Source organism: Corallococcus exercitus (assembly GCF_042231735.1).
In the GTDB taxonomy this organism is placed as follows: domain Bacteria; phylum Myxococcota; class Myxococcia; order Myxococcales; family Myxococcaceae; genus Corallococcus; species Corallococcus exercitus_B.
Map to the genome: position 1 here is coordinate 6450701 of NZ_CP102577.1, position 24283 is coordinate 6474983.

The 24283-nt window shown below is 71.1% G+C and carries 19 protein-coding genes; 4 read left to right on the top strand and 15 right to left on the bottom strand.

Annotated elements, in window-relative coordinates; translation table 11 throughout:
* Positions 1-33: 33 nt before the first annotated feature.
* Positions 34-1404, top strand: a complete 1371-nt coding sequence (locus NR792_RS25610; protein WP_375755311.1) for a hypothetical protein — start codon at positions 34-36, stop codon at positions 1402-1404.
* 71 nt (positions 1405-1475) lie between these two features.
* Here the strand turns inward: NR792_RS25610 and NR792_RS25615 are convergent, their stop codons facing one another.
* The 3 genes from NR792_RS25615 to NR792_RS25625 form a co-directional block, all read right to left on the bottom strand.
* Entirely contained in the window at positions 1476-1973 is a 498-nt protein-coding gene (locus tag NR792_RS25615; RefSeq protein WP_375755312.1) for a hypothetical protein, read from the bottom strand.
* 123 nt (positions 1974-2096) lie between these two features.
* Complete coding sequence (locus tag NR792_RS25620) at positions 2097-3218, bottom strand: metallophosphoesterase family protein (RefSeq protein WP_375755313.1); 1122 nt, start codon at positions 3216-3218, stop codon at positions 2097-2099.
* Complete coding sequence (locus NR792_RS25625; protein ID WP_375755314.1) at positions 3215-4594, bottom strand: hypothetical protein; 1380 nt, start codon at positions 4592-4594, stop codon at positions 3215-3217. The genes NR792_RS25620 and NR792_RS25625 overlap by 4 nt, the downstream gene beginning before the upstream one ends.
* A 335-nt stretch (positions 4595-4929) precedes the next feature.
* Between NR792_RS25625 and NR792_RS25630 the strand changes: the two genes are divergently transcribed.
* Positions 4930-7740: a protein kinase gene (locus NR792_RS25630; RefSeq protein ID WP_375755315.1), complete on the top strand. Its 2811-nt coding sequence runs from the start codon at positions 4930-4932 to the stop codon at positions 7738-7740.
* A gap of 151 nt (positions 7741-7891) precedes the next feature.
* The gene (locus tag NR792_RS25635; RefSeq protein ID WP_375755316.1) at positions 7892-8449 is read left to right on the top strand and encodes a hypothetical protein; all 558 of its coding nucleotides are present in this window, start codon (positions 7892-7894) and stop codon (positions 8447-8449) included.
* A gap of 160 nt (positions 8450-8609) precedes the next feature.
* On the opposite strand, the gene gyrB is transcribed toward NR792_RS25635, so the two are convergent.
* On the bottom strand, positions 8610-11063 hold the full coding sequence (gene gyrB, locus NR792_RS25640; protein ID WP_375755317.1) for a DNA topoisomerase (ATP-hydrolyzing) subunit B: 2454 nt from the start codon (positions 11061-11063) through the stop codon (positions 8610-8612).
* A gap of 122 nt (positions 11064-11185) precedes the next feature.
* Entirely contained in the window at positions 11186-11641 is a 456-nt protein-coding gene (locus tag NR792_RS25645) for a hypothetical protein (RefSeq protein ID WP_375755318.1), read from the bottom strand.
* 118 nt (positions 11642-11759) lie between these two features.
* On the opposite strand from NR792_RS25645, the gene NR792_RS25650 reads away from it, so the two are divergent.
* On the top strand, positions 11760-12515 hold the full coding sequence (locus NR792_RS25650) for a GNAT family N-acetyltransferase (RefSeq protein ID WP_375755319.1): 756 nt from the start codon (positions 11760-11762) through the stop codon (positions 12513-12515).
* On the opposite strand, the gene NR792_RS25655 is transcribed toward NR792_RS25650, so the two are convergent.
* The 10 genes from NR792_RS25655 to NR792_RS25700 form a co-directional block, all read right to left on the bottom strand.
* Positions 12512-13330 (bottom strand): helix-turn-helix domain-containing protein, encoded by an 819-nt coding sequence (locus NR792_RS25655; RefSeq protein WP_375755320.1) that lies wholly within the window; start codon positions 13328-13330, stop codon positions 12512-12514. The genes NR792_RS25650 and NR792_RS25655 overlap by 4 nt on opposite strands.
* Positions 13331-13335: 5 nt before the next feature.
* Positions 13336-15501 (bottom strand): cation:proton antiporter, encoded by a 2166-nt coding sequence (locus NR792_RS25660; protein ID WP_375755321.1) that lies wholly within the window; start codon positions 15499-15501, stop codon positions 13336-13338.
* Positions 15502-15609: 108 nt separating this feature from the next.
* The gene (locus tag NR792_RS25665) at positions 15610-15987 is read right to left on the bottom strand and encodes a response regulator (protein WP_375755322.1); all 378 of its coding nucleotides are present in this window, start codon (positions 15985-15987) and stop codon (positions 15610-15612) included.
* Positions 15984-17618, bottom strand: a complete 1635-nt coding sequence (locus NR792_RS25670; RefSeq protein WP_375755323.1) for an ATP-binding protein — start codon at positions 17616-17618, stop codon at positions 15984-15986. Before NR792_RS25670 ends, NR792_RS25665 begins: the two co-directional genes overlap by 4 nt.
* 172 nt (positions 17619-17790) lie before the next feature.
* Positions 17791-18420, bottom strand: a complete 630-nt coding sequence (locus NR792_RS25675) for a TIGR02265 family protein (protein WP_375755324.1) — start codon at positions 18418-18420, stop codon at positions 17791-17793.
* Positions 18421-18692: 272 nt separating this feature from the next.
* Positions 18693-19856 (bottom strand): pyridoxal-phosphate-dependent aminotransferase family protein, encoded by a 1164-nt coding sequence (locus NR792_RS25680; RefSeq protein WP_375755325.1) that lies wholly within the window; start codon positions 19854-19856, stop codon positions 18693-18695.
* 158 nt (positions 19857-20014) lie between these two features.
* Positions 20015-20914 carry a zinc metalloprotease gene (locus NR792_RS25685; protein ID WP_375755326.1) on the bottom strand — a complete coding sequence of 300 codons (900 nt, stop codon included), beginning with the start codon at positions 20912-20914 and terminating at the stop codon, positions 20015-20017.
* Between the two features lie 228 nt (positions 20915-21142).
* A complete protein-coding gene (locus NR792_RS25690; protein WP_375755327.1) occupies positions 21143-22048 on the bottom strand; it encodes a zinc metalloprotease in 906 nt (301 codons plus the stop codon).
* Positions 22049-22256: 208 nt separating this feature from the next.
* Positions 22257-23459 carry an MlaD family protein gene (locus tag NR792_RS25695; protein ID WP_375755328.1) on the bottom strand — a complete coding sequence of 401 codons (1203 nt, stop codon included), beginning with the start codon at positions 23457-23459 and terminating at the stop codon, positions 22257-22259.
* The gene (locus tag NR792_RS25700) at positions 23456-24283 is read right to left on the bottom strand and encodes an ABC transporter ATP-binding protein (RefSeq protein WP_375755329.1); all 828 of its coding nucleotides are present in this window, start codon (positions 24281-24283) and stop codon (positions 23456-23458) included. Before NR792_RS25700 ends, NR792_RS25695 begins: the two co-directional genes overlap by 4 nt.

Here is a 24283-nt window from a genome sequence, read left to right on the forward strand (position 1 = left end):
CCTCCCAGTTCCCCCCTGAAAGGACGCACCGACATGAAGAGCCTCTTTGCCTCCGTCCTCACCCTCTCCAGCCTCGCGCTGCTCTCCGGCTGCGGCGACGACGAGCCCAACAAGACCCCGGACGGCGGCGACCCGCAGGCCACCGAGCAGGACGTGTCCGGCAGCATCACCGGCGACACCACGTGGAAGGCGGGCACGACGTACACGCTGAAGAACTACGTGTTCGTGGAGAGCGGCACGCTCACCATCGAGCCGGGCGTCACCATCAAGGGCAACGAGGGCAGCGCGCTGGTCATCACCCGCGAGGCGAAGCTCCACGCGGTGGGCACGGCGGAGAAGCCCATCGTCTTCACCAGCTCGCAGGCGGAGGGTTCCCGCGCGGCCGGCAACTGGGGCGGCGTGGTGCTGCTGGGCAAGGCGCGCATCAACGTGGCCGGCGGCGAGAACACCATCGAGGGCTTCTTCGCCACCAGCGGTGACACGCGCACGAAGTACGGCGGCACGGACGACGCGCACGACTGCGGCAAGCTGAAGTACGCGCGCATCGAGTTCGCGGGCTACGAGCTGGCCGAGGACAACGAGCTCAACGGCCTGACGACGGGCGCGTGCGGCAGCGCGACGGACATCGACTACGTGCAGGTGCACAAGGGCGCCGACGACGGCGTGGAGATGTTCGGCGGCACGGCGGGCCTGAAGCACATCCTCATCAGCCAGCCGGACGACGACGGCCTGGACTACGACCTGGGCTGGCGCGGCAAGGTGCAGTTCCTGGTGGTGCAGCAGAACGCCATCGTGGGCAACCGCGCCATCGAGGCCTCCGGCAACAAGAACGACAACGCCGCGCAGCCGCACTCGGTGCCGGAGATCTGGAACGCGACGTTCATCGGCTCCGGCCGCGCGGCGGGCACGACCCCGGCGCAGGAGGGCCTGGTGTTCAACACGGGCGCGGGCGGCATCCTGCGCAACGTCATCGTGGCGAACTTCGCGGACACGGCGATCGACGTGGACGGCACGGCCTCCGCGGCGCTGTGGAACGCGGCCACGCCGGAGCTCTCCATCCAGAACGCGTTCTTCTGGTCCAACAAGGGTGACACGGCGTCCATCCCCAACGCGCCGAACCCGAAGAAGGACGCGGCGGGCACGGTGACGGATCCGGACGTGAGCAAGTTCGTGGAGGCGGAGAAGGTGCTGGCCACGGGCCTGAACAACAAGGTCGCGGACGTGCAGCTGACGGCGGCCACGAACCTGGATGCCCCGAACTTCGCCCCGGCGGCGGGCTCCCCAGCGCTGAACCCGGACAACGCGGCCACCCCGGGCGCGGGCTTCGACGCCAGCGCGCGCTTCGTCGGCGCGGTGGGCAGCAGCAACTGGCTGACCGGCTGGACTGCGTTCCCGAAGAACTAGCCCTTCGGTGAACCAGGACCGCGTGCTCCCGGAAACGCCGTACGGGGGCACGCGGTCTTCTTCTTGCGGGCCTACGACTGGAGGCTCGCGGGGGCCTCGTCCTGCGCGGAGTCCGGGCCGTTGCTTCCGTCCGTGAAGAGGTTGGCCACCGGGCGCAGCTTGGGGGGACGGCCGCGGCGGCGCGGGGCGTTGTCGTCGTTGCCCGGCGCGGCGCCCACCGGCTCCACCTGGGCCTGGCCCGCCTTGCGCACCGGACGCGGCAGGTGGATGGCCTCCAGCTTCGCTCCCAGCTCCGCGTCGTCCTCCGCGAACACCTTCGCGTACGCCAGCGCGCGCTGGCCCTTCTGGAGCAGCGACTCCTGGCTCTCGTTCAGCGCCTGCCTCGCCGCGTCCAGCGCCGCCTGCGCGCGGGCCACCGCCTCCGCCTTCTCACGCACGTGCGCCGCGGACTCGCCCAGCACCGCCGTGTCCACGTCCGGGAACTTCACGTCCGCCAGGTCCGTGGCGAACAGCTCGAGCAGCGCGCGCAGCGCGGGGGAGATGGAATCGTTCTCGGGGGTTTCGAACATGGGCAGGCCTCCTCACAAGGCGTTTGAACGGCGCCTATCTGCCCAGATGTTCAGTGCCCTTTCAAGGGGGTCTTCTCGCGGGCCGGAAAGTCGGCCCCGCGTCCGCCGTCAAGACCCCGCGGATCAATCCACCCGCACCAGCCCCACGTCCCGCACCCCCGCGGACGGATCCACGTCCACCGCCAGGTAGTGCCGGCCCACCCCGTCGAAGCGCTCCGGAATCGCGCCGCCTCCTCCGGAGATGAACGCCGGGATGCCCGCGTTCGAGTACGAATAGTAGGAGTGGATGTGGCCGTAGAGCGTCAGGTCCACCCCGGCCCGCGCCATCTTCCCCACCAACCCCGCCGCCTCGTTGCGCACCGCGAAGCCTCCACCCCGGACGCCAATCGGATCCAGGGGCGGAATGTGCATCGCCACCACGTGCACCGCGTCGCGCGCTTCCTCCAGCCAGCCGTCCAGCGCCTCCTCCACCATCGGATCCACCGTGCTGCTGCCGGAGTCCACCAGGCTGAAGTGCACGCCCCGGAAGGTGAAGTGCTGGCTGGCACGGCCCACCAGCCGCTGGTACTCGCGCGCGTCGTCCGTGAAGGTCTCGTGGTTGCCCAGCGTGGCGAACAGCGGGATGCGCGAGTCCGCCTCCAGCCGCTGCTGGAACTCCTCCAGCTGCTCGCGCGTCCCGAACTCCGTCAGGTCGCCCGCGAAGAAGATGAAGCGCAAGGAGGGGTCTTCGTTCAGGCGCGCGTAGATGTCCCCCACCTTCGACAGCGCCTCCTGCACGTCCGCCAGCGCGGCGAAGCGGAAGGGCTCTCGCGTGTCCCAGTCCGGCGGCGCCACCGTCAGCCGCGCCGTCGTTCCTGGCCTCAAGGCCACGCGCCACGCCTTCATCGTCGGGTGCGCGTCCGGCAGCGCTACAACCGTCAGCGGCGTGCCCGCTTCGTCCACGGCGTCCAGCACCGCGTCCGGCATCGCGTTGTGCACCGTGAACAGCCAGTCCGTGCGCGCATCGGATCCGGCCGTGACGCGCGTGGTGAACGCCGGCGCCTGGCCCCACAGCTCCAGCGTGCCGGACGACAGCGTCCGCACCGACGCGAGCCCGCCTTCCACCTCCACCGTCAGCGCGTCGGCCTGCGCCTGACCCACGCGCGTGTCCCGCACCGCGCGGTCCTCGCTGGGGCGCACGCAGCCCGTGGACAGCAGGGCCGCCGTCAGTCCCAACGTGCCCAGGGTCCGAAGTCCACCGCTCACGTGTCACCTCCCACCGCGTACACCAGCGACAGCCGTCCCATCAGCGCCCCACCCGCCTGCGCCTCCGCCGCCACACCCCAGCGCTCCGTCACCAGCACGCGCCCCTTCACACCGAAGGACCCCACCATGCCGCCGCCGCGCCCCCGGAGCCCTCCCACCAGCCCGTCCTTGCGGTGGTCGTAGTAGAGGACCGCCTCTCCCCGGAGCGGCCCGCCGCGCCCCAGCCACACGCCGTAGCCGAACGTGTAGAGCAGCTGGGTGTGCAGGTTGTCGTCGTCCACGCGCCCCGGATAGCTGTACGCCTGCGCGGACAGCCCCACGCCGCCCTCCACGAACGAGCCCGCGAAGCGCGGCCCGAAGCGCGCCATCGCGTAGCGCCCCTTGAGCGCCAGCTCCCCGCCTCCCAGCGTGAAGCCCTCCGTCGGGTAGCGGTGGTAGGTCGCGAAGCCCTCCACATCCAGCGCCGTGCCGTCCCCGTCCAGCCCCAGCGTCCGCTCCGGCGCGCCCCACAGCCGGTACGCCGCGCCCGCGCGGATCAACGTGTTGCCCTCGTCCGGCGCCAGCCGCGCGGACGCTTCCAGCCGCACCGCCGACAGCCGCGCCACCGCGCCCAGCGCGAAGAAGTTCCGGTACTCCGCCGTCGCGTCGTGCACGTACTGGTAGCCCAGGTCGAACTCCAGCGGCGGCAGCGTGTCCGGCACCCGCCCCGGGTCGAACGCGGGCGACGTCACCGCGTACAGGTTCGCCAGCATCGACAGCGAGAACACCCCCGCCCCCGTCAGCGTCACCGCGTACAGCGGCCCGATGGTCTTGCGCGACGCGCCCGTCAGCGCGATGGGCACCAGCCCCGCCGCGATCAACCCCAGCCCCGTCGCCTCCGCCGCGAACAGCCCCCGCGCCGTCACCGAGTCCCCCGCCGACCACGCCCCCAGCCCGTGCAGCAGCAGGCCCGGCACCACCGCGACCGCCACCGGCAGCGGCTTGAACGGCGGCCTCGGTCCACCTTCCGTCAGGCGCACGCGGGGCTCCGACACCCGGCCGCCCTCCGGCCCCCCCGGAGATTCCGCGCTGGCGCCCTCCGGCGCGACCACCGGACCGGACTCCGCCGCGGACGCCGTGGGCACCGGCCGGGGCCCGTCCTCCGTCAGCACCCGGGCCATCACCTCCGGCGGCACCACCGACGGCGCGGCGGCCCGGCGCGGCGGCACGTCCCGGGGGATGTCACTGCCGCCCAGCTCGGGGCCGCTCGCCAGCAGCTCGAAGGCGGACCGCCAGCCACCGCCGTCCTGCGCCCGCGCGACCCCCGAGGCCAGCACCAGCCCCAGCACCACCGCGAAGGTGGCCCGCGCACTCCACACCGGGCGCCCATGCCCCATGACCGTCGTCTCGCTTCCCTGGGGACGGCCTTCCACCGCCCCCACCCCGGCCCGAAGCCCGGAATGGCGCAGGTGATAACCCCGCCCCCGGAATGCGCTGAACGAAGCAGCGTGAAGAAGTGTGAACCGGCGCAACAGTCCGCCTCACGCCCCCCCGCCCACCCACCTGGGACGTCCCCTCCCACCCGAGGGCGGTTCCGACCCACCAGGGCGCCCGTGGCAGCCCCTCCACCACCCGGAGCGAAATCTTCGCATGCCATGCGAGCGCGCCCGGGACTTTCACCGGAAGGGGAGTATGCTGGGGCTTCCCCAATCCCGGCCCCGCCTCCCCGCCCGTGGCAGAACCCAGTCCCCAGCAATTCGGCAAGTACGTCCTGGTCTCCAAGCTTGCCGCGGGGGGCATGGCGGTCACCTACCGCGCGCGTATGACGGGCGCGATGGGCGTCACCAAGCCCTGCGTCATCAAGCAGATCCTCCCGCACTTCGTGGACGACCACGACTTCGTGGAGATGTTCATCAGCGAGGCGCGCCTGGTGGCGGGCCTGACGCACGGGAACATCGCGCAGGTCTTCGACTTCGGCGAGGTGGACGGGCAGTACTTCATCGCCATGGAGCTGGTGCACGGCCAGCCCCTGTCGAAGGTGCTGCGGCGCGCGGCGCGAGCGGGCGTCGGCTTCTTCCCGCAGCCCTTGGCGCTGCACATCGCCAGCAAGCTGTGCGAGGGCCTGGACTACGCGCACCGCCACGTGGGCGAGGACGGCCAGATGCTGGGCCTGGTCCACCGCGACGTGTCCCCGGACAACGTCCTCATCTCCTACGAGGGCGAGGTCAAGGTCATCGACTTCGGCATCGCCAAGGCGACGAGCGCGGTGGAGGCCAAGACGTCCCCCGGCACGCTCAAGGGCAAGTACCCGTACTTCTCCCCGGAGCAGGCGCAGGGGCGGCAGGACCTGGACGCGCGCACGGACGTGTACGCGGCGGGCATCGTCCTCTACGAGATGCTCTGCGGCCGGCGCCCCTTCGAGGGCGAGTTCGTCACCGTGCTGCCGCGCATCATCACCGGCGACTGCCTGCCCCCGTCCGCCATCAACCCGGCCATCGGCGAGGAGCTGGAGACCATCGTCGCGCACGCCATGGCGGTGGACCGCGAGGCGCGCTACCAGACGGCGAAGGACCTGAGCGAGTCCGCGGTGGAGCTGCTCTACCGGGACACGCCGCGCTTCACGCCCACGATGCTGAGCCAGCTCATGACGTACCTCTTCGCGGAGGAGCTGGCCGCCGAGGGACGCAAGGTGGAGCTGCCGCCCGGCTTCAAGGAGCAGCTGGCCGCGTGGCAGTCGCCGGGGTCGGAGCCCTCGCAGGGCCGCGCGCGGATGCCCTCCAGCAACGGCGCGGCGCGCCCGTCCAGCCCCGGCGTGGCCCGCGCGTCCAGCCCGGGCGTGGCGCGGCCCTCCAGCCCCGGCGTGCGCTCCCCCAGCAGCGCGTCCGGCCTGCGCCCCGCGACGGATGGCAGCGCCCCGCGCCGCTCGGCCACCCAGGCCACCGCCGTGCGCAAGAGCACCACCGGCGCGCGCCGCGTGACGCCGGGGGGCTCCCGCGAGAACACCGGCACCGGCCGCCGCCCCCTGCCGCCCGAGCTCCCGCCCGAGCCGGACACCGACTCCGGCACCGAGCCCACGGCGATGCCCCAGGCGCTGCCCACCCTGGCCGCGCCGCGTGACACGCCGGTGGAGACGGCCATCGCGCCGGAGCCGCCAGAGCCGCCGGAGCCCGAGGAGAAGGAGGCCCCCCGGGCCCGCACCACCGCGGACGACGCGCGCGACAAGCTGGCCGCCGAGGCCGCCGAGCGCGAGGTCAAGCGCGTGAAGCAGGTGCGCCAGCTGAGCATGCTGGTGTTCGGCGCCACCGCCGTGGTCATCCTCATCGGCCTGCTGATCCACTTCCTGTCCCCGCCGGAAGTCCCCGCGGGCGCGGACGAGCCCGTCGTCCTGTGGATCACCTCCAAGCCGGAAGGGGCCGCCATCGTCGTCAACGGCCGGCCGGTGGGGAACACGCCCAGCCGCGTCATCGGCGCGGACCAGACGATGCCCCACACCATCGTCATCACCCGGCCGGGCTACCGCGCCTGGACGCGGCGCTTCACCCCCAACCAGGCGGAGGTCCACCTCAAGGCGGAGCTGGAGGTGGCGCCCGGCACCACCCAGATGGTGTCTGAGATTCCCACCGCCGCCTCGCTCGACGCGGGCGCCGCGGCCCCGGACGCGGGCGCCGCCGCCGCCGTCGTCGCCGCCGCGAGCGCGCCCGGCGAGGACGGGGGCACCGCGACGGAGGCGGACGGGGGCCTGGCCTCCACCGACGCGGGGGCCCTGGCCGAGGCCGAAGCGGAGCTCCCCGACCGCGAGATGCGGCACACGGAGTACCCCACGCGCCTGCTGGTGCTGCGCCCCATGTACAATGCGCTGCCCCTGCCGGAGTACCCGACGGCCACCATCGACGTGTCGCCCGGGGCCGCCTACTCCGTGTGGACCGAGGGCAGCGCGGCGCTGGCGGAAGGCGACGGCACCGCGTCCGGCACGCTCGTCTATTACGCGGAAGGGGACCTGCCGGCGGACAACGCCGTGGGCTTCGTCAGCGCAGCGCCGCGCACCATCAAGGGCGCGAAGAAGCTCCACTTCTTCGCCCTGGACGACACCGGCCCCGAGGACAACCGCGGCTCCGTGCGCGTGCACCTGCGGCAGTCCGCGTACATCCCGCCCCGCTCGGTGCTGTTCGAGGCCGACAAGAACGCCCTGCAGGTGAAGCCCCTGCACCAGATGCTGCTCAAGGGGCTCAACCCCAGGTCCACCTACGCCTTCACCGTGCGCGACGACTTCGCGGAGGTGCGCTCCGGCGCCCAGGGCCGCGTGCACACGGTGCTGTGCGTGGAGAAGGGCCCCAAGGCCGAGTCCGTGCGCAGCTCGCACCGCCTCTTCGAGACGGGCAAGCGCTACCAGGTGTCCGGCGTGCAGGACCTGCGCTGCGTCTTCCCCGACCTCCAGCTGGGGGACAACGCGGGGGCGCTCGACTTCGACATCGTCGACGTGACGAACATGTCCCGCAAGGAGCGCGCGGAAGCGCTGCGCGGGGCCAAGCGCTCCGAGCGGTAGCAGCGGCCGGGCAGCCGGGCCCCCGCCTGGGAGGACGTCCGGCGGGCCGACGTGAGATCCAACACCTGCCTCGCCCTGACGCGCTGCTCCCGCGCCGGAGGCCCGTGCCTACCCTTACGGACATCCACTTCTTCTCCAATGGAGTCCGTCCATGATGCCTGTCCTGTCCTCCACCGGCCTGGTGCTGCACAACCTGGGGCTCGCCGCGGGTTTCGGCGGTTCGCTCTTCGGCAAGGTGGCCCTCAACCCCGCGGTGAAGGTGATTGGCTCCAAGTCGGAGCGCGGGCAGGTGGTGAACGCCGCCTGGAACGGCTTCAACATCGTCAACGCGGCGTCCGTGGGCCTGGCGGCCATCACCTGGCTGGTGGGCCGCTCGAAGCTGACGGGCCGGGAGATCGACCCCACCACGCGCGCGCTGGTCATCGCGAAGGACGTGCTGCTGGGCGCCACCGTGGCGCTGGGCGCGGCGAACATCTACGGCGGGGCCTTCCTGGCGAAGCAGGCCCCCGAGGGCGCCGTCCCCGTGGAGACGGGCCTGACGCCCACCGCGGGCACGCCGGAGAAGGCCGCGAAGACGATGAGGGCGCTGGACGCGGGCGGCATCGCGAACATCGCCGCCATGGCGGGCGTCATCGGCATCACCGCCATCCTCAACATGCGCGCGGGGGCCTCCTCGCGCTGGTCACTGGTTGCCAGGTTCCTTCCGTAAGGGCTCACGGGGGCCGCCGTGCTGCATCCGCGGCCCGGCTCGAAAAGGATGGGAAGGGCGCGTGGGCGCGGAGCCTTAGAAAGGGCACCGGGCCCACGGGTCTTTGGACCCGGGGCCCGGCGTGGGACTTCAGGGACGTGCGCCGGAGCGCCGGTGGACCTCAGATGTCCAGGTTCTGCACGTCCAGCGCGTTGCGCTCGATGAACTCGCGGCGGGGCTCCACCGCCTCGCCCATGAGCAGCGAGAAGATGTCGTCGCTCTCCACCGCGTCCTCCACCCGCACCTGGAGCAGCGTGCGCGTGGTGGGGTTCATGGTGGTCTCCCAGAGCTGCTCCGGGTTCATCTCACCCAGACCCTTGTAGCGCTGCAGGCCCAGGCCCTTCTGCGCGTCCTTGCGGACCGCGGCCAGCACCTCCTGCACGGAGAAGGCCGTGACCTCGCCCGCGTCCACCTGCACGCGATAGGGCGCCTTGCCCAGCGAGTGGAACACCTCGCGCAGGGCGACGAGCTCCAGGTACTCCGGCGAGGACAGGTAGGCGTGGTCGAACACGGACTCGCGCATGGAGCCGTTCACGTCCGTCAGCACCATCAGCTTCTTGGACTGGTGCTCCGCGTCCTGCTCCAGCCGCATGGACAGCCGGCCCACCACCTCCGGCATGCGCCGCTGGCAGTACTCGCGCATGGTGGCCAGCTCCGCCTCCACCGCGGCCTCGTCCGTCAGCAGCTCCGCGCGCAGGTTGGTGGCCTGCACCAGCGCGTCCACGATGCGCGCGTCGCGGCGCTTGGCCTGCTTCTCCAGCCGCTCCTCGTAGGTGATGACCTTCTCCAGCAGCGCCTTGAAGTCCGCGCCGCCCAGCTCACCGGCGGGCGTCTTCACCCGGCAGTGCTCCGCGGCGATGCGCAGCAGGTACTCGTTGAGCGCGCGCTCGTCCTTGACGTAGCTGTCCTTCTTGTTGCGCGTGACTTTGTAGAGCGGCGGCTGCGCGATGTAGACGTAGCCCCGGTCAATGAGCTCGCGCATCTGCCGGTAGAAGAACGTGAGCAGCAGCGTGCGGATGTGGCTGCCGTCCACGTCCGCGTCCGTCATCAGGATGATGCGGTGGTAGCGCGCCTTCTCCGGGTCGTAGTCCTCCGCCCCGATGCCCGTGCCCAGCGCGGTGATGAGCGTGACGATTTCGGCGCTGGTCAGCATCTTCTCGAAGCGCGCCTTCTCCACGTTCAGGATTTTTCCGCGCAAGGGGAGGATGGCCTGGTTGCGCCGGTCCCGGCCCTGCTTCGCGGAGCCACCCGCGGAGTCACCCTCCACGATGTACAGCTCGCTCTCGTGCGGGTCGCGGCTCTGGCAGTCCGCGAGCTTGCCGGGCAGGCCGCCGCCGTCCAGCACGCCCTTGCGGCGCACCGTCTCACGGGCCTTGCGCGCGGCGATGCGGGCGCGGCACGCGTCGCCAATCTTCACCACGACCTTCTTCGCGAGGGGCGGGTTCTCCTCCAGGAAGGACGCGAGCTGGTCGTTCACCATCTGCTCGACCAGGCCCTTCACCTCGCTGTTGCCCAGCTTCGTCTTCGTCTGGCCCTCGAACTGGGGGTTGGAGAGCTTCACGGAGATGACCGCGGACAGGCCTTCGCGCGCGTCCTCGCCGGTGGGCGTCTCCTTCAGGTCCTTCCAGAGGCCGCCCTTCTCCGCGTAGCTGTTGAGCGTGCGCGTGAGCGCGGCCTTGAAGCCGGACAGGTGGCTGCCACCCTCGTGGGTGTTGATGTTGTTGGCGAAGGTGAAGATGCGCTCGTCGTAGCCATCGTTCCACTGCATGGCGATCTCCAGCGACACGCCCTCGCGCTCCGACTTGATGTAGACGGGCTTGTCGTGCAGCGCCTCCTTCGCCTTGTTGAGGTACTCCACGAAGGAGGAGATGCCGCCGTCGAACTTGAAGTCGTGCTCCTTCTGGGTGCGCTCGTCGCGGATGGTGATGTGCAGGCCCGCGTTGAGGAAGGCCAGCTCGCGCAGGCGCTGGCTGAGCGTCTCGAAGTTGAAGTCCACCGTCTCCATGACCTGCGAGTCCGGCTTGAAGTGGATCATCGTGCCGCGCTTGTCCGTGGTGCCCACTTCCTGCGGGGAGCCGTTGGACACGCCGCGCGCGTAGGACTGCTCGTAGACCTTGCCGGCGCGCTGGATGCGGACCTTGAACCACTCCGACAGGAAGTTCACGCAGGTGACGCCCACGCCGTGCAGGCCGCCGGACACCTTGTACGCGCCGTTGCCGAACTTGCTGCCGGCGTGCAGCTCCGTGAGCACCACTTCCAGGGTGTCCTTGCCCTTGAACTTGGGGTCGGGGTGCGGGCCCACGGGGATGCCGCGGCCGTTGTCCTGGACGCTGAGCGAGCCGTCCACGTGGATGACGACCTCGATGTCCGTGCAGTGGCCGGCCAGGGCCTCGTCCACCGAGTTGTCGACGACCTCGTAGACGAGCTTGTGGAGCCCGTAGGTCATCGTGTCGCCGATGTACATGCCAGGGCGCTTGCGGACGGCCTCCAGCCCTTCGAGCTTGGTGATGGCGTCCGTCCCATAATCGGCGGGCGGCGCGGCCGGCGCGACACCGGTAGCGGGGGTCTTTTCCATGTGAAGCGTGTCCTTGGGAAAGGCTGCCGTTGCGACAGGGCTCAAGCCTGTTGTGCCTACCACCACCGGGCATCCCGGACAAGCTCCGGGAGCCCACGCAAGGCTGCGGAAAGATTCATGAATCAGGCGTCGAAACGCGAGGGCGGGAGGCGGTCCTCCAGCGCCGCGAACAACTCTTCATAAACAGCCTTGCGGGCGAAAAGATGTCGCGTCACGAGCACCCTTCCCTCTTCCTTCAAGAAGAGCCCGAGCACGCTCCCCTTGCGGCCGACCCGGCGCACGGAATCAATCTGTCCCCAGTGCAATTCGAGCGGCTGGCCGCTGAAGGGCCGGGCCACCCGCACGCCCGCGGAATCCAGGGTGACGCCCCACCCGGCGCGCGGGCGCAGGCGGTGCACGGAGACGAGGAAGGTCAGCAGCAGGCCGGCGCTGATGCCGGCCCGCGCCATGGCCACCAGCCCCCCGCCGCCCCGGTAGTCCGCCAGGGCCCAGGCGGTGAGGACCGCCAGCAGGCACGCGCCCAGGATGAGGGAGATTCGGGTGGGACGCGGATCGAATGAGAAGAAGCGCGGGGTCATGGCTTGGAAGGCGGGGGCGGAAGGGATGGAAACCTAACCCCCTGGCGGACCGTGCGCGCGTCCTTTCCTCTGGGGCTGTTCTTTGGCCGTCGTCCCGGTGCATAGGCTGCCGGCCCGCATGACGGATGCCGAACTCACTTCTCGACTGCTCACCAACCTCATCGCCTTCAAACGCCTCCAGTCCGAACGCGGCTCGCTGCGCCACCTGCGGCTCCCCGGAGTGGAGGCCTTCGCCCTGCCGTCGTACCAGGACGCGCACTTCCAGCAGGTCCTCTTCACGGACGCGGACGCGCTGGCCGCCGCGCTGCCGGCCCTCACGGACTTCTACCGGGGGCTGGGGCTTTCACGCTGGCGCGTCACCGTGACGCCGGGGCAGCGGGACGCGCTGCGCGTGCTGGGCGGCAGCGGCTACCGGCCGGACTTCACCGTCGTGGCCATGGGGGCCTGGCTGCGCGAGCTGCCGGACGTGGCGCCCGGGGTGCCGGTGGAGACCGTGGAGGACATGGGCGACCTGGTGGAGATCAACATCCAGACCTACGGCCCGGAGTGGCGGGACATCCTCTCCGTCTGGCGGCGGCCGCCGCTGCCCGTGCCGGTGCACACGGTGGTGGCGCGCGAGCACGGCAAGGCCCTGTCCTGCGGGCTGGCGGTGGACGTGGCGGACACCGCGGGCGTGTACCTGGTGGCCACCCACCCGGAGGCGCGGGGGCTGGGGCTCGCGTCGGCGGTGATGCGCGGGCTCATCTCCGGGGCGCGCCAGCGCGGGTGCACCGCGATGGTGCTCCAGTCCACCCCGGCGGGCCTGCGCGTGTACCGCCACCTGGGCTTCCGCGACATCGGTCCCTGGGAGCACTGGGTGCCGCAGGCGGGCTAGCGCAGCGCTTCCAGCTCCTCCAGCGTCTCCATCACCCGCTGGGGGTCCTCCGCGCCGTGGAGCCGGTGCGCCAGCCCGCGCCCGGCGAGCCTCGCCACGTGCGCCAGCCGCATCAGCCGCGCGCGGCCCACGTGGCCGTCCGCCAGCGCCACCACCAGCCGCAGGGGCTGGCCGTCCGGCGCGTCGACCTTCAGGGGCCGGGCCAGCGTCACCAGCGCCGCCACCGGGGCCGCCCCGGCCACGAACGCGTGCGGCACCGCGACGCCGTTGCCCACCTGGGACGGGAGCTCGCCCTCGCGCTGACGCAGCCCCTGCGCCAGCGCCGCCGCGTCCACGCCGGGCAGGGCCGCCGCCAGCCGCCCGGCCGCCACGTCCAGCGCGTCCTCGTAGTCCCCGCAGGAGAGCTGCACCACCACCCGCTCCGGGGACAAGAGCGGCGCCAGCGGCGGCACGGGTTCGTCGCCGCGCACCTCGCGCAGGGGGAACTCCGCGTCCAGGAAGGCCCGCACGCGCGCCAGCTGCGCGCCGGTGAGCTTGCGGCGCGCGATGTCCAGCATCAGCGTCCCCGCGGCGGGCACGTCCTCCAGGTAGCCCGCCACGTACGGGCTCACCCGGTTGGCCACGTCCATGAGCAGCCCCGGGGGCACGTCCAGCTCCCGGGCGATGGCCGTCAGCCGCTCCTGCGTAGGCGGCGCGTCCACGCCGTTCTCCACGCGGCTCAAGTACGCGCTGGACACGCCGATGCGCCGTGCCAGGTCGCGCAGGGACAGGCCCGCGTCGACGCGCAACAACCGCAGTGTCGCTCCCAGGTGCATGGCGCTCAGCTCCTCGCGCCTACGGGCTGCGTCGTCTGCGAGGGCGTGCCCTGTGTCCGGGACTGCTCCGGGGTCTGGGCCAGCACCGTCGCCCCCTCCGGGTGATGCACGAGCAGCAGCGAGGCGGGCGCGTCGCGAACGATGCGCTCGCGCTGCACGCCGAACAACCGGTCTTCCAGGCCCCATTCGGCCCCCAGGCCCACCACCACGAGGTCGTAACCCGCCTTCGCCTCTTCCAGCGCGGCCTCTTCCGGCGACGCGTGGCGCACCACCTTGAGCTTCACGGCGGCGCCCTCGTCCGCGGGGAACAGCTCCTCCACCTGCGCGCGGCCCGCGCCCGAGCCTTCGGGAGAGGTCACGTGCAGCACCGTCACCTCCGCCCCGGCCTGCTTCACCAGCCGCCGCGCCAGCCCCAGCGCCGCCCGGTCATGCCGGCTGCCCACGAAGGGCACCAGCACCCGGCGCACCTGCGTGAGGCCCCGGTCCACCAGCACCGCCACCGCGCCGCCCGCCTCCTGCATGACCTCGTGCACCGTGCCGCCCAGCACCGTCTGGCTGAACAGCGGCTTGTGCCAGCCCAGCAGCACCAGGTCCGCGCGCTTCGCCTGCGCCGTGCGGCAGATGTCCCGCGCGGGCTCCGACGACACGAACGACAGCGTCCGCACCGACAGCCCCAGCTTCTCCGCCCGGCCCACCAGGGGCGCCAGCGCGCCACCGGACGCGGCCGTGGGGTCCAGCGCCTCCTCCCCGCGGGCCTTGAGCGAGCGCTCCGGCGACAAGAGGTGCAGCGCGTAGAGGTTCGCCTCGTTGCGCTCACCTGACAGCGCGCGCGACAGCACCGCCATGCCCGGGCCGGCCTGCCCGTGCGACACGCACAGCAGCACCGTGTACGCAGACGAAGGCAGCGGCACGTCCGGCGTCTGCACCATCTGTTCGCGCGCCTGGTCCTCCGGCGAATACAGCAACTTCAGGAGCGGCGTGGTCATGAAGGTCGTGACCAGCGCCATGATGACCATCATCGTGAAGAGCGTGGGCGAGATGACGCCCAGGTCCAGGCCCAGGTTGAGCACGATGAGCTCCATCAGGCCGCGCGTGTTCATCAGGATGCCGACGGCGCCCGCCTCCTTCCACCGCAGGCCCGTGAGGCGCGCGGCCACCGCGCTGCCGCCGAACTTGCCCAGGCACGCGAGGACGATGATGGCGCCGCACGTGAGCCACGCCTCCGGGGTGGACAAGAGGCCCATCTGCGTGCGCAGGCCGCTGAAGGCGAAGAACACGGGCAACAGCAGCACGACCGCCACGTCCTCCAGCTTCTCCGCCAGCGCCGCCGCCAGCCCGCCCTCCTTGGGAATCACCGCGCCGAACATGAAGGCGCCAAAGAGCGAGTGGATGCCGATGGACTCGGTGGTCCACGCGGACCCGAGCAGCAGCACCAGGGTGATGGCCACCACGTTCTGGGTGAGCCCCTCGCGGTTGGCCACGCGCGCGCCCAGCCGGGCGAGGAACGGCTTCACCAGGAACAGCATGAAGCCGATGTAGAGCAGCGCGAACAGCGTGGTGAGCCCCGCGTGCGCCAGGTCCGACGCGCGCACCAGCGACACCACGAACGCCAGGATGCACCACGCCGTCACGTCGTCCACCGCCGCGCACGCGATGGCGATGGCGCCCAGCTTCGACTGCATCATCCCGCGCTCGGAGAGGATGCGCGCCAGCACCGGGAAGGCCGTGATGCTCATGGACACGCCCATGAACAGCACGAACGAGGAGAACGGCACGTCCGGGCTGGACAGCGACTTGTACAGCCACAGCGCGCCCGCCGCCGCGCCCAGCGCGAACGGGACGACGATGCTGGAGTGGCTGATGGCCACCGACGCGTGGCCCCGCCCCTTCAGGAGCTTGGGGTCCAGCTCCAGGCCGATGAGGAACATGAAGAGCACCAGCCCCACCTCGGCCAGCATCTTCAGGAACGGCATGGACTCCGGCGGGAACAGCCAGCGCATGGCGTCCGGCGCCAGCCAGCCCAGGAGCGACGGGCCCAGCGCGATGCCCGCCACCACCTCCGCGATGACCAGGGGCTGCCCCAGCCAGCGCGCGCCGCGGCCAATCAGCCGCGACACCGCGATGATGACGATGAGCTGGACCAGGAGCTGGGCGAGCATGTGGGGGTTCATCTGACAGGCCTCGCTGGGAAAGTGTTAAGGATGCACTTACCAAGCCCCCGCGCGCAGCGTCAACCCACGCGAGCCAGGCCGCCCGCGAGCCAACCCCCACCCGGAGTGTCAGGAGGCTTCGGGGGCCTTGTTGGCCGCCACGGCCTTGAGGAGGGTGTCCACGTCCACCGGCTTGCGCAGGTAGCCGCAGGCGCCCATCTCCTCCGCGACCTGGCGCGCGTTGGCGGAGGCGGAGAAGACGAGCACGGGGATGTCGCGCCACGCGTCCACCTGGCGCATCTGACGTCCGAAGGTCGCGCCGTCCATCACCGGCATCATCATGTCCAGTAGCACCAGGGCGGGCGGCGTCGGTTCCCGGCGGAGCACCTCCAGCGCCTGCAGGCCGTTGCCCGCCCCCAGCACGGTGTAGCCCGCGTCGCGCAGGACCTCCTCCAGCGCCTCCCGCAGGTCCGTGTCGTCATCCACCACCAACAGCGGCCGGCTCACTCGCGCGTCTCCTTCTCCAGCGGCAGCTCCAGCGTGAAGCGCGCGCCCTCTCCCGCGGCCGGCTCCGCCCAGGCCCGTCCGCCGTGCGCTTCCGCCGCGCGGCGGGCCAGGTACAGCCCCAGGCCCAGGCCTCCATATGAATGCGAACTGACCGCGCGGCCGAAGCGCTCGAAGATGCGCTCCACCTGGTCCACGGGCACGCCGATGCCCCGGTCACGCACCTGGATGCGCGCGAAGCCCCCTTCCCGCCCCACGTCCACCTCCACCGGCCGTCCCGGACCGAACTTGAGCGCGTTGGATATCAACGCCGCCACCGCCTGGTCCACCCGAAGCCGGTCCCACGTCCCCCACAGCCCGCGGCGGGGGGACTGGCGCAGCTCACAGCCGGCCGCGCGCGCCTCCGCCTGGAAGCGCTCCAGCACCTCGGAGACCAGCTCCTCCAGGTCGAAGCGCTCGGGCATCAGCGACAGCTCGCCGCTGGACAGCTGGGACACGTCCAAGAGCCCCTCCACCAGCGTGCCCAGCCGGCGCACCTGGCGCACGCTGCGCTCCAGGCGCGTCACCACGTCCGGCTCCAGGTGGTGCGCCTCCGAGCGCTGCAAGAGGGTGCCCAGCTGCAGCCGCAGCGTGGTGAGGGGCGTGCGCAGCTCGTGCGCGGCCACGGTGAGGAACTCGTCGCGCAGGCGCACCGCCTCGCGCGCCTCCTGGAAGAGGCGGGCGTTCTCCAGCACCAGCCCCGTGCGGCGCGCCAGCTCCTGCGCCAGCGCCAGGTCCACCGGCGAGAGCAGGCGCTCGCCCAGCGTGCCCATGGACAGCACGCCCAGCCGGCCCTCGTTGCCGGGCAGGGGCACGTTCACCACCGAGCGCAGCCCCAGCCCCTCGATGGCGCGCTGGTGCGCGGCGTCCCGGGTGATGGGCTCCGGGCGCTTGCGCACGTCCGGCATGAACTCCGGCTGGCCGGTGCGCAGCACGTGCGCGGGGCCCGCGGCGGCCTGGGGGTCCAGCGGGAAGCGCTGGTCCAGCTTCCACGCATGGGCGCGCCGCTCCGCGTCCGGGTGCGCCAGCGCCACCAGCCGCAGGCCGCCCTGGTCCGGGTCCTGGAGGAAGAAGGCGCACCAGTCCGCCACCCGGGGGACCAGCAGCTGCACCAGCTGGTCCAGCCGGGCCGCCTGCTCCAGGGACGCGGTGAGCAGCTCGCTGGCCTTCGCCAGGATGTCGCGGTCCACCTCCGCCCGCGCGCGCTCGCGCCGCACGCGCGTCTCCTCCAGCTCGCGCGCCACCGCCGGGCCCAGCCGGGCCATCCGGTCCTTGGAGAAGCAGTCGCGCGCGCCCGCCTTCATCAGCGTGACGGCCTGCTCCTCGCTCAGCTGGCTGGACAGGACGATGAGCGGCACGTCCCGCTCCTGCCCGTGCAGCAGCGCCAGCACGTCCAGCGCGCTGAAGCGCGGCAGCCGGTAGTCGCACAGCACCAGGTCCCACGGCTCGGCGGTGAGCGCGTCCCGCAGCGCCTCCAGCGAGTCCACGCGCCGGGTCGTGGGCAGGTAGCCCGCCTGCTCCAGCTCCGCCATCACCAGCGCCGCGTCGTTGACGCTGTCCTCCACCAGCAACAGCCGGAAGGGCGTCATGCCCATGCCCCACCAGTCTCCATTCGCGTGACTCCTCCCGTGGGGTGGGCCTCTTTCACCACATGCTAGTGGCCCTCCCTGTCACGCCAGCGGGAGAAATGGTGGACGTTCAGCACCGAGCGCTGGCTGGTGAACGTCCCGCGAAGAGGCCCCACGCAGCGGGTGGGGTGCGCCCGGACTACCAGGAGACGTCGTATTCGGTGTCCAGCAGGGACAGCTGCCGGCCGTGCACCTGGACGTCCTGGGCCCCCACGGCCTCCAGGGCGGCCTGGAGCACCCCCTCGTGGTACGGCGCGGGCATGAAGTCCCGGCGCATCACGAAGCGGGCGCTGTGGTCCCCCGTCCAGAGCACGCCGCGCTCGCCGTAGCTCACGGCGACGCGGTAGTTCTCGACCATGTGCTGGAGCATCTTCCGGGGGTTGCGGCCGGCCGCCTGCATCAGGTCCCGGCCGAACATGGAGCCCAGGAAGTCCACCGTGGCCTGCGTCCCGATGTAGCGCAGCGACTGGGCCCAGTCCCCCAGCTGGGGCTTGAGCAGCCGCGTCGCCTCGGCGGACATCGCCAGGAAGCGCGTCACCGGGTACAGCTCCGCGGCGTTCAGCTCCTTCAGCCCGGACGCCGCCAGGCACCTCTTCGTGGCCGTCTCGCCCTGGAGGAAGCCCACCACCCCCACCACGCCCTGGAAGAACATCCCTCGCGCCCCGTCTTCCGGCGTCGCGGCCAGGCACCGCTCCATCAGGTGCCACGCCGCGCTCTCATCCTCCCCGCCCACCACCCTCGACGAACCTTCCACCGGTCCGCGATCCATACCGACCTCCACTCACATCAGGCGCTGGAATCGGCCCACCCGGTGTCCGGGTCCCTTCCACCAGCGCAGCCCTTCCCCCTCACAGGTGCCGGGGCCCACGCCCCGCTCACACCGTGCAGCCAAATCACACATTTCCATTAAAACGACAAGGAATTCACGTAAGCCCTGAAGTACCTGACATTATCCAGCAGCTTACACAAATCTAATGGGAGCGCGGATGACTTTTCTTGTGGCCTGAGAAGGAAATGGGGGTCAGGGCCCTCACCCGGGCCTCACCCCGAGAGCGCGGCCTGGGCGGCGGCGAGGCCCGTCCCCGCGGCGGCGGCGCGGTGGCCGGCGGCGTGGAGGGCCCGCTCGATGGCGCCCACGGTGACGAGCACGTCCCCGGCGCTGACGCGGTTCATGTGGCCCACGCGGAAGTAGCGCGTCTTGATTTCCGGGTGGAGGCCGCCGGCGATGGCCACCCCCTGCGCCTTCACGCGGCCCACGAAGGAGGGGTCCACGCCTTCCGGGTAGTACACGGCGCTCAGGGTGTTGGCGGCCACGGACTCGGAGGTGGGCACCCCCTTGAGGCCCAGCGCGCTCCAGGCGGCGCGGAAGGCGCGGGCCATCCGGCGGTGGCGCTCGAAGCGGGCCTCCATGCCCTCCGCGAGAATCTGTCCCAGGCTCACGTCCAGCGCGCACACCAGGGACGTGGGCGGGGTGGCGAAGTAGGCGGGCTTGCCGGACTCGTAGGCCTCCATCACCGGCAGCCACTCCGCCCAGTCCGCGTACACGCTGGCGACGGGGGCCTTGCGCGCCCTCCACGCGGCGAGCGCGCGGGGGCTCACCGTGAGGAGCGCCAGGCCCGGGGGCACGCCCACCGCCTTCTGGCTGGCGGTGAGGTACACGTCCGCGCCCCACGCGTCCTGGTGGAAGGACTCGCCGGCGGTGGCGCACACGCCGTCCACCACGGCCAGGACGCCGTGCTGGCGCGCGGCCTTCACCAGCGGCTCCACCGGCGCGAGCACCGCGGTGGAGGTGTCCACGTGGGTGACGGTCATCAGCTTGAAGCCGCCCTTTTGCAGCTCCGCCTCCACCCCGGCCACGTCCGGCGCACCGCCCACGGCCGCCGCGCGCACGTGCGTCACCTTCGCGCCGTGGCGCTCCAGGATGTGGGCCATGCGGTCGCTGAAGTAGCCGGTGTTCACCACCAGCGCGCGGTCTCCGGGCTCGATGAGGTTGGCCACGGCGAGCTCCATGGCCAGCGTGCCGCTGCCGGAGACGACGAAGGGCTGCGCGCCGGGGGCGAGCGACACCTCGCGCAGGCGCTTCAGGGCCCGGCCGAAGGTGGCGATGAAGCCCGCGTCCAGGTGCCCGGGCACCGGCGCGGACAGCGCCTGCAACACCTCCGCGTCCACGTCCACCGGCCCGGGAATCATCAACAGGTCTCTCACGGCCCCAACCCTCCTGGAAGCGCCCTCCGGACAGTGGAGGGCGGTCCCCCACTGTGGCCAGCGCGGGCCCGGCTTGTCCACGCTGGAAAAGGAAGACGCCGGAGCCCCCGTGCAGTAGGGGCTCCGGCGTCGGGGACTTCAGGAAGCGAAGCCGAGGACTAGCGGTACGTCGCGGTCAGGCTGTCCGCGCGGGCCACCTGGCCGGCGCTGAACGTGTTCATGCAGTTGTCGTCGGTGTAGTCCATGAAGTTGTAGATGGGGTCCGCGCCGCCGCCGGCGCAGGTGTCACGGTTGGCGGGGCAGCCGTACGCGGGCGAGGCCTCCGGCGGCGTGTCGCTGACGGAGTCGCCCGGCTCGGCGCAGCCGCCCTGGAACGTGTGGTACAGGCCCACCCAGTGACCGACCTCGTGCGTGCCCGTGTCACCCTCGTTGTACGGGGACGCCGTGCCGCCGGGGACGCTGCTGTAGAGGAGGACCACGCCGTCCATGGACGGCTGACGGGCGTAGCTGGAGGGGAAGGTCGCCCAGCCCAGCAGGCCGCCGCTCAGGTTCGCGGAGTAGATGTTCAGCGACTCCGGGCCGCCCTTGCGCAGCGCGGACTTCATCTTCTTCTCCGCCGCCGAGCCGCTGCGCAGGTTGTACCAGGTGCTGTTCGTGGTGCGGTCCGTGCCGGCCAGCGTGAACTTGAACGGGGTGTTGGCGTACGCCGCGTTCAGCACGTTCATCTGCGCGGTGATCTGCGAGTCCGGGATGTCGCCGTTGGCGATGCCCGTGCCCTGACGGATGACGTGGAAGTACACGGGCACGTTCACGGAGCCCACCGCACGCTTCGCGCTCACGCCACGGGCCGCCAGCGCCGCTTCAATCTCCAGCTTCTCATCGGCCGACGGCTCGATGGTCGCGCAGCCACGGTGCGGCACGGCCTGCTGGGTGGCGGTCTCCTCCGCCGGGGCCTGCTCTTCGGAAGCCGGGGCGCTGCTGCTGCAACCGGCCAGGGACATCAGCGTGCCAAGGACCACCGCGACACGGCCACTGCGCTGCGCGACGAAACGAAGCATTGTTTCCCGACTCCTCGAAAAGTGGGGGAGACACCAATACACGTATGAAACAGTTCTAGTCAACGGGTGCGGTAAAAATGAATTCCAGGCGAAACCCGTTGAACACAAACCAAGCGTCACAGGCCGGGATACGGCCTGTCCGTGATTCACCCCGAAAATGGAAAACGCCGGAGCCCCCTGATCGGGGACCCCGGCGTCGTCACATCGGCCACAACCGCCGCGCTTTTTTTAGCGGTACGTCGCGGTCAGGCTGTCCGCGCGGGCGCTCTGGCCGGCGGTGAACTGGTTCATGCAGCTGTCGTCGGTGTAGTCCATGAAGTTGTAGATGGGGTCCGCGCCACCGCCGGAGCAGGTGTCACGGCCGGCGGGGCAGCCGTACGCGGGCGAGGCCTCCGGAGGCGTGTCGCTGACGGAGTCACCCGGGCTGGCGCAGCCGCCCTGGAACGTGTGGTACAGGCCCACCCAGTGACCGACCTCGTGCGTGCCCGTGTCGCCCTGGTTGTACGGGGACGCCGTGCCGCCGGGGACGCTGCTGTACAGCATGACCACGCCGTCCATGGACGGGCTGCTGGTGTAGCTGGAGGGGAAGGTCGCCCAGCCCAGCAGACCGCCGGACAGGTTCGCCGTGTAGATGTTCAGCGACTCCTTGCCGCCCTTGCGCAGGGTGGACTTCATGGAGCGCTCGGCGCTGCTGCCCTGGGCCAGGTTGAACCAGGTGCTGTTCGTGGTGCGGTCCGTGCCGGCCAGCGTGAAGCGGAACGGCGTGTTCGCGTACGCCGCGTTCAGCACGTTCATCTGGCTGGTGATCTGCGAGTCCGGGATGTCGCCGTTGGAGATGCCCGTGCCCTTGCGGATGACGTGGAAGTACACGGGCACGTTCACGGAGCCCACCGCGCGCTTCGCGCTCACGCCACGGGCCGCCAGCGCCGCTTCAATCTCCAGCTTCTCATCGGCCGACGGCTCGATGGTGGCGCAGCCGCGGTGCGGGATGGCCTGCTGGGTGGCGGTCTCCTCCGCCGGAGTCTGGGGAGCCTGCTCCTCCGGAGCCGGGGCGCTGCTGCAACCCGCCAGGGACATCAGCGTGCCAAGGACCACCGCGACACGGCCACTGCGCTGCGCGACGTGACGAAGCATTGTTCCCAACTCCTTGAAAAGCAGGGGGAGCGGGAAATACGCCTTCAAACCCATCCAAGTCAATACACAGACAGTCTTGGAAACATTGCAAAACCGTATGGGGTCACACGGTGTCTCGCCGCGTGAAGCATTGGGGGTCTGTCTTTCACGCGGGTAGCGTTTCGCACCCCGGCAATCCTGACGCGGCCGGATGGCTCGGGGCGTTGGCTCAGGGCGTTGAGGTGGGCGTGGGGGCCGGAGCGGCGGGGTCGCCCGCGTCGGCGGCGGGCGTGAGCGGGGTGGGCGCCGTCTGCGGGGCGCCCACCTGGTCCAGGGACTCGTGGTTGCTCACGGAGAAGCGCACCAGCGCGCGGAGGATGCGGTTGCGCTTCACGTTGCCCAGCACCTCGCGCAGGTCGTCGTACACCGTGGGGTCGTTGACGAGCGCGCCCAGGGTGCCGTCGCCCTTGGCCACGGTGGCGGTGATGGTCTTGATGTCCGCGGCGGCGCTGCCCAGGTCCGCGAACATGCCCTTCGCGTCGCCGTAGATGAGCTGGTGCACGGCGCCGTTGGGGCTCTTCTTCGCGTCCTCCAGGAGGCCCGCCAGCTGGCTGGCGGCCTCGCCCAATTCGCGCATCGCGACCGCGCCGTCCTGGCCGTAGATGAGCGCGTGCGCGGTGCCGTCGCCGCGGCGCACCTCGCCCAGGATGGCCTCCACGTGGCCCAGGGCGCCGTCCATGCGCTTCGCGGCGCCGGACGCGTTGGCGAGCAGCGTGTTCACCTCCTGGCCCGTGCGCGGGTCGTAGATGAGGGCGTGCAGGGCGCCGTTGCCCTTCTCCACCTCCTCCATGATGGAGCGCAGCGAGGCGACGCTCTTGGCCAGGTCCCTGGACAGCTCCGGGTTCGTGTAGACCTTCACGGCCTCCTTGAGGGACTCGCTGATCTCCACGGAGTTGTCCATCACGCGGCTGGCGCTGGTCATCAGCTTGGACAGGTCCCCGCCGCTGCTGGACTGGATGACGCCGCCGGGCTCCACGGCCGGCTGGTCCGCGCTGCCCAGGGAGATGTCCACCGCCTTGTCGCCCAGCACGCCCATGCTGGTGAGCCGGGCCACGGAGTCCGCGCGGATGCGGTTCGCGTAGGCGCTGGCCACCTGGAACTCCACCTGGAGGCGGCTGTCCTTCAAGTCCGGGGAGAAGGACACGCTGTTCACGCGGCCCACCTTCAGGCCGCCAATCCACACGGGGGACTGGTCGCTCAGGCCGTCCACGCTCGTGAAGTAGGCGTGGAAGATGACCTGGCGCTGGAAGAGGTTGGACTCGCGGCCGATGAAGAAGACGACGACGCCGGCCACCGCGAGGCCGATGGCGACGAAGAGGCCCGCCCGCACGGCCAGGCGCTTTTCCTTCGAGGTCGAGGTGAAGAGACTCATGGTGTTCCCCGGGGGTTCAGCTCCAGGCGGCGCGCGTCGATGAAGGCGCGCACCTCCGGCACCTGGGAGCGGCGCATCTCCTCCGGGGTGCCCACCTGGACGATCTTCCGGTTGGCCAGCATGGCCATCCGGTCCGCCAGCACGAAGGCGCTCACCATGTCGTGCGTGACGACGATGGAAGTGGCGCCCAGGCGCTGCTTCATCGAATCAATCAACTCGTTGATGGTCTGCGTGGTGACGGGGTCCAGGCCCGTCGTGGGCTCGTCCCAGAGGATGACCTCCGGGTCCGTCGCGATGGCGCGCGCCAGGCCCACGCGCTTGCGCATGCCGCCGGACAGGTCCGACGGCATCAGCTTCTCCGTGTTGGGCAGGTCCACCAGCTCCAGCTTCTCCGCCACGCGCTTCTGGATCTCCCCGCGCGTCATCTTCTTGAAGTGCTCGCGCAGGGGGTACGCCACGTTCTCCGCCACGCTGAGCGAGTCGAACAGCGCCGCGCCCTGGAACACCATGGCCACGTGCTTGCGGACCTCCAGGAACTGCTCCTCGGAGAACTTCGCGACGTCGTAGCCCTCGAAGAGGATGCTGCCGCCGTCCGGGTGCAGGAGGCCGATGAGGCACTTGAGCAGCACGCTCTTGCCCACGCCGGAGCCGCCCAGCACCACCAGCGTCTCTCCGGCGCGCACGTCCAGGTCCACGCCGTCGTAGATGCGCTTGGCGCCGAACTGCTTGATGAGGCCGTCGAAGCGGATGAGCTCCTCGCCCGGCGTGGGCTTGCGGAAGCTGAACGGGACGGCGGGGTCTCGGTGGGAGCGGGCCTTGCGCAT

What these genes read in the sequence shown, in the direction of transcription:
- NR792_RS25610 (WP_375755311.1), top strand. Translation starts at nt 34, where the DNA reads ATGAAGAGCCTCTTTGCCTCCGTCCTCACCCTCTCCAGCCTCGCGCTG.
- NR792_RS25650 (WP_375755319.1), top strand. Translation starts at nt 11,760, where the DNA reads ATGACGGATGCCGAACTCACTTCTCGACTGCTCACCAACCTCATCGCC.
- NR792_RS25645 (WP_375755318.1), bottom strand. Translation starts at nt 11,641, where the DNA reads ATGACCCCGCGCTTCTTCTCATTCGATCCGCGTCCCACCCGAATCTCC.
- gyrB (WP_375755317.1), bottom strand. Translation starts at nt 11,063, where the DNA reads ATGGAAAAGACCCCCGCTACCGGTGTCGCGCCGGCCGCGCCGCCCGCC.
- NR792_RS25625 (WP_375755314.1), bottom strand. Translation starts at nt 4,594, where the DNA reads ATGGGGCATGGGCGCCCGGTGTGGAGTGCGCGGGCCACCTTCGCGGTG.
- NR792_RS25675 (WP_375755324.1), bottom strand. Translation starts at nt 18,420, where the DNA reads ATGGATCGCGGACCGGTGGAAGGTTCGTCGAGGGTGGTGGGCGGGGAG.
- NR792_RS25655 (WP_375755320.1), bottom strand. Translation starts at nt 13,330, where the DNA reads ATGCACCTGGGAGCGACACTGCGGTTGTTGCGCGTCGACGCGGGCCTG.
- NR792_RS25615 (WP_375755312.1), bottom strand. Translation starts at nt 1,973, where the DNA reads ATGTTCGAAACCCCCGAGAACGATTCCATCTCCCCCGCGCTGCGCGCG.
- NR792_RS25695 (WP_375755328.1), bottom strand. Translation starts at nt 23,459, where the DNA reads ATGAGTCTCTTCACCTCGACCTCGAAGGAAAAGCGCCTGGCCGTGCGG.
- NR792_RS25700 (WP_375755329.1), bottom strand. Translation starts at nt 24,283, where the DNA reads ATGCGCAAGGCCCGCTCCCACCGAGACCCCGCCGTCCCGTTCAGCTTC.
- NR792_RS25670 (WP_375755323.1), bottom strand. Translation starts at nt 17,618, where the DNA reads ATGGGCATGACGCCCTTCCGGCTGTTGCTGGTGGAGGACAGCGTCAAC.
- NR792_RS25690 (WP_375755327.1), bottom strand. Translation starts at nt 22,048, where the DNA reads ATGCTTCGTCACGTCGCGCAGCGCAGTGGCCGTGTCGCGGTGGTCCTT.
- NR792_RS25660 (WP_375755321.1), bottom strand. Translation starts at nt 15,501, where the DNA reads ATGAACCCCCACATGCTCGCCCAGCTCCTGGTCCAGCTCATCGTCATC.
- NR792_RS25685 (WP_375755326.1), bottom strand. Translation starts at nt 20,914, where the DNA reads ATGCTTCGTTTCGTCGCGCAGCGCAGTGGCCGTGTCGCGGTGGTCCTT.
- NR792_RS25635 (WP_375755316.1), top strand. Translation starts at nt 7,892, where the DNA reads ATGATGCCTGTCCTGTCCTCCACCGGCCTGGTGCTGCACAACCTGGGG.